We start from the raw sequence: 9,469 nt of genomic DNA, 5'->3' as shown, positions 1-9,469 counted from the left end.
ACGCCCTAGTGGAATATGCGCTGGAGGCCAATTTTGTTACGCATCGCCGGCGCCCCGTCCACTATGATGGCCGCATGATCGCCGGCCTGCCATCCCCTTCGCTGATCGACCGCATCTGGCGCGCCGCGCGGGGCTGGGCGGTGGCCTGGTGGCGCATCGTGCACCTCGGGTCGGTGGCGCTGGTGCTCATGCTTTCGCCGTCCAGCTACGGGCGCGCCACCCGCTGGCGGCTCGCGCGGCACATGTACCAGGACACGGCGCCCATCCTGCTGGGGTTCACGGTGCTGGCGGCGCTGGTCAGCCTGGTCATCACCCGCATCGTCGTCGTCACGGCGCTGAGCTACGGCCTGTCGCGTTACGCGCTGGAGATGGTCATCCGCGTGCTGGTGCTGGAGCTGATCCCGCTCACCGCCGCGCTGTTCGTCGCCATGCGCACCACCATCCCCAACGGCACCCAGCTCGCCCTCATGCGCCAGGCCGGCCGCCTGGACAGCCTGCGCCGGCACGGCGCCGACCCGATCCGCGTGGAGCTGCTGCCCCGGGTGGTGGCCGGCATCTACGCCAGCATCACGCTTGCGGCGCTGTCGTGCGTGGTCGCGCTCGCCATGGCCTATTTCGGGGTGTACGGGCTCAACACCGCGGGGCTGCCGAGCTACACGCGCATGTTCGGGCAGGTGTTCACGCCGGCCGTCACGCTGGTGTTCGTGCTGAAAACCCTGTTCTTCAGCCTCGCCGTGGCCCTCATTCCCATGGCGGCGGGGCTCTACGAAAATGGCGACGGCCGGGGCCGCCACGGCTCCGAACTGGGCGGGCTCGCGCGCATGTTCGCCGTGCTGCTGCTGATCGAAGTCGCGTCCCTGCTGGGCAATTACTACTAACCCGTTCCGTGACCCATCCCACGACCGACACCGGCCATGGCCCGCGCTGCGCGCCGTGGCCTCACCGAGGAAACGCTTTCATGCCCGACTCAGAGACCTTCCCCGCCGGCGCTTTCGGCCGGCGGGCCCACGGCGGTGCGCACCATGGCTGAGCGGCCCCCTTCCCACGAAGCGGACGATGCCGCCAGCGAGGCGCTGCTCGAAGCCCAGCGCCCGGTGGCGAACCTGGAGCGCAAGGCCGCGGCGCTGCTCCTGTTCACGCTGGCGCTCATCGTGGGCTCGGCGTTCTATCTGCTGTATGCACGCGGCGTGTTCGAGCCCACGCAGCGCCTGGTGCTCACGGCCGACGACTCCGAGGGCGTGGTGGTGGGCATGGACATGACGTTTTCAGGCTTCCCGATCGGGCGGGTGCGCGGCATCGAGCTCTCGCCCGACGGCAACGTGCGCATCCTGATCGACGTGCCGCGCAAGGACGCGCACTGGCTGCGCGAGTCCAGCGTCTTCACGCTGGTGCGCGGCATCGTGGGCGGCACCACCATCAAGGCCTACAGCGGCATCCTCACCGACCCGCTGCTGGCCGACGGCGCCGAGCGCCCCGTGCTGCGCGGCGATGCCACGGCCGAGATCCCGCAGCTCATGGCCTCGGCGCGCGAACTGCTGTCCAACCTGCAGGCGATGACGGCCCAGGACGCCGCGCTGGGCGGCACGCTGTCCAACGTGCGCACGCTGACCGAGCGGCTCAACGCGCCGGGCGGTGCGCTCAACGTGCTCATGGGCAGCGAGGCGGATGCCAAAAAGATCACCGCCACGCTGGACCGCACCAACCAGCTGCTGGCGCGCATCGACGGCATGGCCGCCAAGGCCGACCGGCAGGTGTTCGGAGCGGCGGGCGATCCGGGGCTCGTGCCCGAGGTGCGGGCCACGGTGGTGCAGCTCAACGGCCTGCTGGCCGACACGCGCCAGAGCCTGAAAAAGGTCGATGCCGTGCTGGCCGAAGCCCAGGCCATCGGCGCGAACGCGCGAGAAGCCACCACCGATCTGGGCAGCTTGCGGGCCGAAGTGGAGAGCAACCTGCGCAAGGTGGAGGGCCTGGTCAACGACATCCAGCGCAAATGGCCGTTTGCGCGCGACACGGAACTCAAGCTGCCATGAAATCCCTGCTGTCTTCCCCGCTGCGTACACCGGTGCTCCGTGCCGCCGCGCTGCTCCCCTGCCTGGCCCTTTGGGCGTGCTCGGCCAAGCCGCCCACGCCGCAATGGCAGATGAATGCCCACGGCGCGGCCCGCAAGGCCACCGAGGCATACCTGTCGGGCGAGCCCCGCATCGCGCAGCTGGAATGGAACCGGGCCCGTGCGGAAGTGGCCCGCACGGGGCGGCCCGACTTGCTGGCGCGCGTGGAACTCATGCGCTGCGCCGCCCAGGTCGCCAGCCTGGTGGTCGAGCCGTGCACGGCCTTCGAGGCCCTGCGTGCCGACGCCGCGCCGCAGGACCAGGCCTATGCCGATTACCTGGCCGGCACCATCGACAGCACCGCCGCTGCCCACCTGCCCGAGCCGCAGCGCAGCGCCTGGGCGGCCGGCCCGGCTGCGCAAGCCGGCCTGGCCGATCCGCTGTCGCGCCTGGTGGCCGCGGGGGTGTGGGTGAAAACCGGCCGGGAGACGCCGCAGGTGGTCGACTCCGCCGTGGAGGCCGCCTCCGCGCAGGGGTGGCAACGGCCGCTGCTGGCCTGGCTGACCCTGGCGGCGCAGCGTGCCGATCAACGGGGCGATGGGCCCGCCGCTGCCGCCGCCCGCAGGCGGTTGGCGGTGCTGGAGCAGGGGATCAGCGCTGAAAAGCGCTGACGCAGAAACCCAAAGGGGGCGGAGGGGGATGGCGCGGAGATTCAGGGGACTGCCCCGGCCCGCGCCGTGCCGGGATGCCGGACTCAGTTGAGGAACGATTCTGCGGGAAGAATCTGCTCGAGGTTGCCCGGCAGATTCACCAGCGAGTCGGCGGCCTGCACCGCCTCGTCCGGTACCAGCGTCATGGCGGTGGCAGCCACCGCGAGAAGCACTGTCACCGTAAAGGCTGCGAAAGCGCGGGTTCCGGAGTGGATTTTGCGTTTCATGACAGAGTCCTTCAAAAGGGGTGGGGCCTGCACGGCGGTGGGAGTGAACGCATTACACCGCTTGCCTTCGGGCCGGGTCTGTCAGACAAGGCCTTTTGGAAGGCTGTTGCGACGACAGTTACGGTTGGTTGCGCTCCGTTGACGCAAGTCAACGGTTTTGGGCTCCATTCACCCAGGCGTCAGCCGCCGGGCAAGCGCCGACGCCGTCAAGGCGGTGCCGTCAGGCCATTGGTCCGCCACCTCGCCGTGCATCCAGCAGGCTGCCATGGCCGCATCGAAGGCGGCGCTCGGCGCGTCGGACGCCGCGGCCAGCCGCGCACCCACCAGTCCCGCCAGCACATCCCCCGTGCCGCCCGTTGCCAGGCGTGCGTTGCCGGTCGGATTGATGCAGGGCGTTTGCCCCGCGGCCGCGATCACGCTGCCCGAACCCTTGAGCACCACCGCGCAGCCGAATTGGTCCGCCAGCCGGGAGGCCGCAGCCAGCCGGTCGGCCTGCACGCCTGGTGTGTCCACCGCCAGGAGCCGGGCCGCTTCCAGCGGGTGGGGCGTGAGCACGGTGTGCCGGCCCCGCTGCGCCGCGCGATCGCGCAGCGCCGTCGCCAGGGACGGGTCGCCCGCCACGGCATTGAGCGCATCCGCATCCAGCACCAGGCGGTGCGCCTCGGCCAGGACCTTCGGCAGCACCGCCCGGATGGCCTCGCCCCCGCCGCATCCGCAGACCACGGTGCCTTGCTCCAGGTGCAGCGCGTCGAAGCGCCGGAACATGCATTCCGGCTGCATGGGGTCGAGGGACAGGTCGGCCCCGTCCAGCACGGCCACCATCACCCGCCCGGCGCCCGCGTGCAGCGCCGCCGATGCCGCCAACAGCGCCGCGCCCGCCATGCCCATGCCCCGGGCCCGCAGCCCTTCTCCGCCCACCACCGCCACATCGCCGTAGCTGCCTTTGTGACTGGCATGCGCGCGGTGGGCGGGCGGTGGCGCTGTCGCCAGCCAGGCGCAGGGCGCCACGTCCGTCGCTCCGCGGCCCAGGTCGTCGAACCAGACCTGTCCGGCCGCGTCGCGCCCGTTCCCGGTGAACAGCCCGGGCTTCAAGGTGAGCAAGGCCAGGGTGTGCCGCGCAGACGCCGCGGCGCCCGGCGGCGGCGCCAGTCCGGCCGCGAACTGGCCCGTGTCGCCCGACAGGCCGGAGGGCGTATCGACGCACAGCACGGCGCCGGTGTGGCATGCAGTTGGGCCAGCAGGTGCTGCATGCGTGGGTCAGCCGCGCGGGATTTGCCGCTGCCCGCCAGGCCGATGCCCAGCAGCGCGTCCACGCACACGTCATCGGGCCCCATGCCCGGCGGCGGGCCATCGGAAAAAACGACACCCGCGGCCGCGGCACGCCGATAGGACGCGAGCGCATCGGGGGGCACCGTGTCCGGCCGGCCCAGCCAGGTCACCGTGGCGATGCGCCCCGCCCGGTGCAGGTGGAACGCCGCTTCCAGGCCGTCCCCGCCGTTGTTGCCCGCACCGCAGACCACCCATGCGTTGCGCGCGTGCGGGGCGATGGCCTGGGCCAGCCGGGCCACCGCCCAACCGGCCCGCTGCATCAGGGTGTGCGGGGGGCATTGCGCTGCCAGGGCCTGTTCGATCCGGCGTGTGGCCTGTGTATCGAACAGGGGATGGGGCTGATCGGCCGTGATCCGGCGAAGGGCGGGCTGCGGCGCTGTTGCTGCGGGCGGCTCGGAGCGCATGGCGTCGGGTCCGGCTCAGAAGCGGCGCAGCGCGAAGTGCTGCAGATCCACCTCGGGCGCGCGCTGGGCCATCAGGTCGGCCAGGGCCCGCGCGCTGCCACTGGCGAGCGCATAGCCGCAGCCGCCATGGCCGGCGTTCACCCACACCCCCGGCAGGCCGCTCGGACCCACGACCGGGGCACCGTCCGGCAGGGTGGGGCGGGCACCACGCCACACCTGCACCTGGCCGGATGAAACCTGCACCCCGCCGGGAAACCAGCCGGAGATGGCCTGGTACAGCGTTTGCAGCGTGGGCGCATGGTGCGCGCCATCGCCCCGGCCGAGCTCGGCGCCGCCCGCGATGCGCACGCGTTGGCCCTGGCGCGTGATCGTCACCCGATGGAGCGGGTCCACGACCGATCCTTGCGGGGCATGGGAGTCTTCGCGCACCGGGGCGCTGATCGAGTAGCCATGGAGCGCGGCCATCGGCAGCTCGGCACCCAAGGGGCGCAGCAGCGCCACCGCCGCCACGCCGGCGCAGACGACGACGGCATCGAACCGGCGGGGCAGCGTCTCGCCGGCGATCCGCAGACCCGCGGGCGCCGCATCCAGCCCGGTGACCTGGGCATTGAAATGGAATTGCGCCCCGCGCTCCTGCGCGGCGTAGCGCAGCATCTGGGCGAAGAGACGGCAGTTGCCGGACTCGCCGTCGGGAATGTGCAGAGCGCCGATCAGGGGGCTGTCGGGCGACAGGCCCGGCTCGATCTGGCGGGCGGTCTCGGCATCCACGTCGTGGATGGCCATGCCCGCGTCCCGCAGCAGTTGCAGGGCCGGCTGCACGTGCGCCAGGTCTTCGACCGTGCGCAGCAGGACCAGCGCGCCGCGGCCGGTTTCCGCGTCCACCTGCAGCTGCTCCGACACCCACCGCATGCGCGCCTGGCTGTAGCGGCTCAGTTGCTCCAGTGCGGCAAGGGCCATCGGAAGGGCCGGCGAGCGGCCAGCCTTGCGCCAACGCCAGAGCCATCGCAGCTCGGAAGCCGTTACCCCTTTCGCGAGCCGCACCGCCGCATGGCGTCCCCACAGCCGGGTGCTTTGCGGGCCGCCGATGCCGGGGGCCGCCAGGGGAATGAGAAGGGCAGGTGACGACAGGCCGGCATTGGCGAAGCTCGATTCCTCCGCCGCGGCGCTGCGTTGTTCGAAAACCGAAACCTCGTGGCCGTCGCACGTCAGTTCGTAAGCAGTGGTGACGCCGACGATCCCGGCGCCCACGATGGCGATGTGCATTTGGTTTCTGAGCTCTTTCAGGCACCAGCGCTAATGGACACTGCGCTGGCTGCTACTGTTTTTTGTGTTTTCCAAGGGCCTGTTTCCAGGCGGGCCCCGCCGGCGCCGGCCGCGCCGATGGCGCAAGGGTCCGTTTGGGCTCGGTCAATCTGCCATGCTAGAATCTTTGGGTTTTGCTGGTGGCTGCGCAGTGCGTGGCCGACAACCTGGCAAGACAAATCGCAAACCAGCCCTTTCAAGGTGCTGCCTTCTTCTTGCAAGCCGGCAGTTATTGGGGCTGGATTTTAGACCTAACCTTCGGAGAAATTCTCATGTCCGTCACCATGCGCGAAATGCTGGAAGCCGGTGTCCACTTCGGTCACCAAACCCGTTTCTGGAACCCCAAGATGGCTCCGTACATCTTCGGCCATCGCAACAAGATCCACATCATCAACCTGGAAAAGTCGCTCCCGCTCTTCCAGGACGCCCAAAAGTTCGCCAAGCAGCTCACCGCCAACCGCGGCACCATCCTGATGGTCGGCACGAAGCGCCAGGCCCGCGAAATCCTCGCCACCGAAGCGCAGCGCGCCGGTGTGCCCTATGTCGACCAGCGCTGGCTGGGCGGCATGCTGACCAACTTCAAGACGGTCAAGACCTCCATCAAGCGCCTGAAGGACATGAAGGCCCAGCAAGAAGGCGGCCTGGACGCCATGAGCAAGAAGGAACAGCTCACCTTCACCCGCGAAATGGAAAAGCTGGAAAAGGACATCGGCGGCATCCAGGAAATGAATGCACTGCCCGATGCCATCTTCATCATCGACGTGGGCTTCCACAAGATCGCCGTGGCTGAAGCCAAGAAGCTGGGCATTCCGCTGATCGGCGTGGTGGACTCCAACCACTCCCCCGAAGGCATCGACTATGTGATCCCTGGCAACGACGACTCGGCCAAGGCTGTGGCCCTGTATGCCCGCGGTATCGCCGACGCGATCATCGAAGGCCGTGCCAATGCCGTGAACGACGTGGTCAAGGCCGTGGCTGCCGAAGGCTCTGACGAATTCGTGGAAGTGGAAGAAACCGCTGCCTGATTCCCGGCCGCGCGACCTGTCGCGAATGAAAGCGGGGCTCCTGGTTAGCCCCCTTTTTTTTAGCCCGAATGCTGTAACGAACTGAACTGAGACTGGAGAAAAAGATGGCTGCAATTACCGCAAGCATGGTCGCCGAACTGCGCGCAAAGACCGATGCCCCCATGATGGAATGCAAGAAGGCCCTGACGGAAGCCGAAGGCGACCTGGCCAAGGCGGAAGAGCTGCTGCGCGTGAAGCTGGGAACCAAGGCCGGCAAGGCCGCCGCCCGCATCACCGCGGAAGGCGTGGTCGCCAGCTACATTGACGGCACGACCGGCGGGCTGATCGAAGTGAACAGCGAAACCGACTTCGTGAGCAAGAACGACAGCTTCCTCGCGCTGGCCAAGGCCGCTGCCGAACTGGTGGCCAAGCACAATCCCGCCAACGTGGAAGCCCTGGGTGCACTGCCTTACAGCCAGGACGGCTTCGGCCCCACCCTGGAAGAAGTGCGCAAGGGCCTGATCGGCAAGATCGGCGAGAACATGTCGTTCCGCCGCTTCAAGCACTTCTCCGGCAACAAGCTGGCCTCCTACCTGCACGGCACCCGCATCGGCGTGGTGGTCGAGTTCGAAGGCGACGAAACCGCTGCCAAGGACGTGGCCATGCACATCGCTGCCATGAAGCCCGTCGCGCTGACCAGCGCCGACGTGCCTGCCGACCTGATCGAGAAGGAACGCTCGGTTGCCGCTGCCAAGGCCGCGGAAGACAAGGCCAAGGCGGAAGCCGAGGGCAAGGCCGTGCAGTCCGACGAAATCGTCAGCAAGCGCATTGAAGGCGGCGTGCAGAAGTACCTCAAGGAAGTGTCCCTGTTCGACCAGGTCTTTGTGAAGGCCGCCGACGGCAAGCAGTCCGTGGGCCAGATGCTCAAGGGCGCCAACACCACGGTCAAGGCGTTCACGCTGTACGTGGTCGGCGAAGGCATCGAGAAGAAGGTGGACGACTTCGCTGCCGAAGTGGCCGCCCAGGTGGCAGCCGCCAAGTCTGCCGCTTGATCGCAGACCCCATCGCCACCTCACCCGCCATTCCATTGCCCCACGGAGAAGTCCCCATGTCCATCGCTGCACCAGCCCACAAGCGCATTTTGCTCAAGTTGTCTGGCGAGGCGCTCATGGGGGACGATGCCTTCGGCATCAACCGTGCCACCATCGTCCGGATGGTGGAGGAGATCGCTGAGGTCACCCGCATGGGTGTGCAGGTGGCCGTGGTGATCGGTGGTGGAAACATCTTCCGCGGTGTGGCCGGCGGCTCGGTCGGCATGGACCGCGCCACCGCCGATTACATGGGCATGCTGGCCACGGTCATGAACGCGCTGGCACTGGCCGACGCCATGGACAAGCAGGGATTGACTGCGCGTGTGATGTCGGCGATCGCCATCGAGCAGGTCGTCGAGCCCTATGTGCGCCCCAAGGCCCTGCAATACCTGGAAGAGGGCAAGGTGGTGGTGTTTGCCGCCGGTACTGGCAATCCCTTTTTCACCACCGACACCGCGGCAGCGCTGCGGGGTGCCGAAATCGGCGCCGAGGTGGTTTTGAAGGCGACCAAGGTGGACGGTGTGTACACCGCCGATCCCAAGAAGGACCCAACGGCGACCCGCTATACCAAGCTCACGTTCGACGAGGCCATGTCGCGCAATCTGGGGATTCTGGATGCGACAGCGTTTGCCCTGTGCCGTGATCAGAAGTTGCCGATCCGCGTGTTTTCCATCATCAAGCACGGCGCGCTCAAGCGCGTGGTCATGGGTGAGGACGAAGGCACGCTGGTGTACGCTTGAGCGTTGGGCGCGCTCCGGCGCGCCTGGCTTCATGCTGAGGAGAAAAACATGACCATTGCCGATATCAAGAAGAATGCAGAAACCAAGATGGACCAGTCCATCGTGGCGTTCAAGAACAATCTGTCCAAGATCCGCACCGGCCGGGCCAATCCGGCGCTGCTCGATTCCGTGCAGGTCGAGTACTACGGCTCGTTCGTGCCGTTGTCGCAAGTGGCGAACGTGGCCCTGATCGACTCGCGCACCATCAGCGTCCAGCCCTGGGAAAAAGGCATGGGTGCCAAGATCGAGAAAGCCATCCGCGAAAGCGATCTGGGCCTGAACCCCGCTTCCATGGGCGACCTGATCCGCGTGCCCATGCCTCCCATGAGCGAAGAGCGCCGCAAGGAAATGACCAAGCTCGCGCGCAACGAAGGCGAGAGCGCCAAGATCGCCGTGCGCAATCTGCGCCGTGACGCCAACGAAGCCGTCAAGAAGCTGGTCAAGGACAAGCTGGCCTCCGAAGACGACCAGAAGCGTTCGGAAACCGAGATCCAGAAGGTCACCGACAAGCACATCGCCGAAGTCGATGCGCTGGTGTCCGGCAAGGAACAGGAAATCATGGCGGTCTGATCCCC

General features: G+C 67.9%; 9 protein-coding genes and 1 pseudogene. 7 read left to right on the top strand and 3 right to left on the bottom strand.

Annotated features, from left to right (window positions below):
• Positions 1-74 precede the first annotated feature (74 nt).
• From AC27IO_RS03865 to AC27IO_RS03855, 3 genes are all read left to right on the top strand, one after another.
• Entirely contained in the window at positions 75-878 is an 804-nt protein-coding gene (locus tag AC27IO_RS03865; RefSeq protein ID WP_284398774.1) for an MlaE family ABC transporter permease, read from the top strand.
• A gap of 144 nt (positions 879-1,022) precedes the next feature.
• Positions 1,023-2,030 carry an MlaD family protein gene (locus AC27IO_RS03860; protein ID WP_317358379.1) on the top strand — a complete coding sequence of 336 codons (1,008 nt, stop codon included), beginning with the start codon at positions 1,023-1,025 and terminating at the stop codon, positions 2,028-2,030.
• On the top strand, positions 2,027-2,719 hold the full coding sequence (locus AC27IO_RS03855; RefSeq protein ID WP_498737394.1) for a hypothetical protein: 693 nt from the start codon (positions 2,027-2,029) through the stop codon (positions 2,717-2,719). Before AC27IO_RS03860 ends, AC27IO_RS03855 begins: the two co-directional genes overlap by 4 nt.
• Before the next feature lie 83 nt (positions 2,720-2,802).
• Here AC27IO_RS03855 and AC27IO_RS03850 read toward each other — a convergent pair whose 3' ends face one another.
• The 3 genes and pseudogenes from AC27IO_RS03850 to AC27IO_RS03840 all read right to left on the bottom strand — a co-directional run bounded on the left by AC27IO_RS03850 (position 2,803) and on the right by AC27IO_RS03840 (position 5,981).
• Entirely contained in the window at positions 2,803-2,985 is a 183-nt protein-coding gene (locus AC27IO_RS03850) for a hypothetical protein (protein ID WP_272568478.1), read from the bottom strand.
• Between the two features lie 168 nt (positions 2,986-3,153).
• Positions 3,154-4,718, bottom strand: a pseudogene (locus AC27IO_RS03845) (NAD(P)H-hydrate dehydratase).
• Between the two features lie 15 nt (positions 4,719-4,733).
• A complete protein-coding gene (locus AC27IO_RS03840) occupies positions 4,734-5,981 on the bottom strand; it encodes an FAD-dependent oxidoreductase (protein ID WP_498737392.1) in 1,248 nt (415 codons plus the stop codon).
• 311 nt (positions 5,982-6,292) lie between these two features.
• Here AC27IO_RS03840 and rpsB point away from each other — a divergent pair, with 311 nt between their 5' ends.
• The 4 genes from rpsB (at position 6,293) to frr (ending at position 9,464) form a co-directional block, all read left to right on the top strand.
• The gene (gene rpsB / locus AC27IO_RS03835; RefSeq protein WP_272568482.1) at positions 6,293-7,045 is read left to right on the top strand and encodes a 30S ribosomal protein S2; all 753 of its coding nucleotides are present in this window, start codon (positions 6,293-6,295) and stop codon (positions 7,043-7,045) included.
• Between the two features lie 104 nt (positions 7,046-7,149).
• Positions 7,150-8,076, top strand: a complete 927-nt coding sequence (gene tsf / locus AC27IO_RS03830) for a translation elongation factor Ts (RefSeq protein ID WP_284398757.1) — start codon at positions 7,150-7,152, stop codon at positions 8,074-8,076.
• 56 nt (positions 8,077-8,132) lie between these two features.
• Positions 8,133-8,855 (top strand): UMP kinase, encoded by a 723-nt coding sequence (gene pyrH / locus AC27IO_RS03825; RefSeq protein WP_272568484.1) that lies wholly within the window; start codon positions 8,133-8,135, stop codon positions 8,853-8,855.
• A 48-nt stretch (positions 8,856-8,903) separates the two neighbouring features.
• Positions 8,904-9,464: a ribosome recycling factor gene (frr, locus tag AC27IO_RS03820; protein WP_272568485.1), complete on the top strand. Its 561-nt coding sequence runs from the start codon at positions 8,904-8,906 to the stop codon at positions 9,462-9,464.
• The last annotated feature ends 5 nt before the right edge of the window (positions 9,465-9,469 follow it).

The sequence above is a fragment of the Acidovorax sp. KNOB132 genome (genome assembly GCF_057541515.1).
Note: the sequence above shows the minus strand (reverse complement) of the source record. Positions and strands in the feature narration are given on the sequence as shown.

Coding starts and splice junctions, on each gene's coding strand:
- AC27IO_RS03865 (WP_284398774.1), top strand. CDS start 75: ATGATCGCCGGCCTGCCATCCCCTTCGCTGATCGACCGCATCTGGCGC.
- AC27IO_RS03860 (WP_317358379.1), top strand. CDS start 1,023: ATGGCTGAGCGGCCCCCTTCCCACGAAGCGGACGATGCCGCCAGCGAG.
- AC27IO_RS03855 (WP_498737394.1), top strand. CDS start 2,027: ATGAAATCCCTGCTGTCTTCCCCGCTGCGTACACCGGTGCTCCGTGCC.
- AC27IO_RS03850 (WP_272568478.1), bottom strand. CDS start 2,985: ATGAAACGCAAAATCCACTCCGGAACCCGCGCTTTCGCAGCCTTTACG.
- AC27IO_RS03840 (WP_498737392.1), bottom strand. CDS start 5,981: ATGCACATCGCCATCGTGGGCGCCGGGATCGTCGGCGTCACCACTGCT.
- rpsB (WP_272568482.1), top strand. CDS start 6,293: ATGTCCGTCACCATGCGCGAAATGCTGGAAGCCGGTGTCCACTTCGGT.
- tsf (WP_284398757.1), top strand. CDS start 7,150: ATGGCTGCAATTACCGCAAGCATGGTCGCCGAACTGCGCGCAAAGACC.
- pyrH (WP_272568484.1), top strand. CDS start 8,133: ATGTCCATCGCTGCACCAGCCCACAAGCGCATTTTGCTCAAGTTGTCT.
- frr (WP_272568485.1), top strand. CDS start 8,904: ATGACCATTGCCGATATCAAGAAGAATGCAGAAACCAAGATGGACCAG.